Origin of the sequence: Brucella sp. 22210, from assembly GCF_052045675.1 — a bacterium.
Classification (GTDB): domain Bacteria; phylum Pseudomonadota; class Alphaproteobacteria; order Rhizobiales; family Rhizobiaceae; genus Brucella.
Genome location: NZ_JBQEPD010000183.1, coordinates 1 through 379 on the forward strand (window position 1 = coordinate 1; position 379 = coordinate 379).

Consider the following 379-nt stretch of genomic DNA (forward strand, 5'->3'; position numbering starts at 1 on the left):
AGAACGGCGAAACCGATCTGATCTTTGTTCTTCTTGACGATTTCGACGGCAATGCTGATGGCTTCGGTGACGCGTTCATGGTTGTAGCCGCCGTCGGCCCTGACGTGCTTGATGATGGGGAAGAAAGGTGCGCCATTTGCAGCAGCGGCCCGCCAGCATCCCGGTCCTGTATGTCGGCAGTGTGCGGCTCGACAAGAAACGCCGTGCCATCTGTATCGACCAGGGCATGGCGCTTGCTATCAGAGGCGATATTGAGAATGCCTCAATGAATATTACAGTGAAGCATAAGAAAAAATCGAGCGGTCGCCCGATCCATCAATTGGGCCAGTAGCCTAACCGCCTAAGTTCATTCATATAGGCCTCAGGGTTCGTCGCCTCT

1 pseudogene is annotated in these 379 nt (G+C 54.1%); it reads right to left on the reverse strand.

Features of this window, described 5'->3' with window-relative positions:
• Positions 1-235, reverse strand: a pseudogene (locus tag ACTJKP_RS27250) (transposase); the annotation flags it as partial.
• Between the last annotated feature and the right edge of the window lie 144 nt (positions 236-379).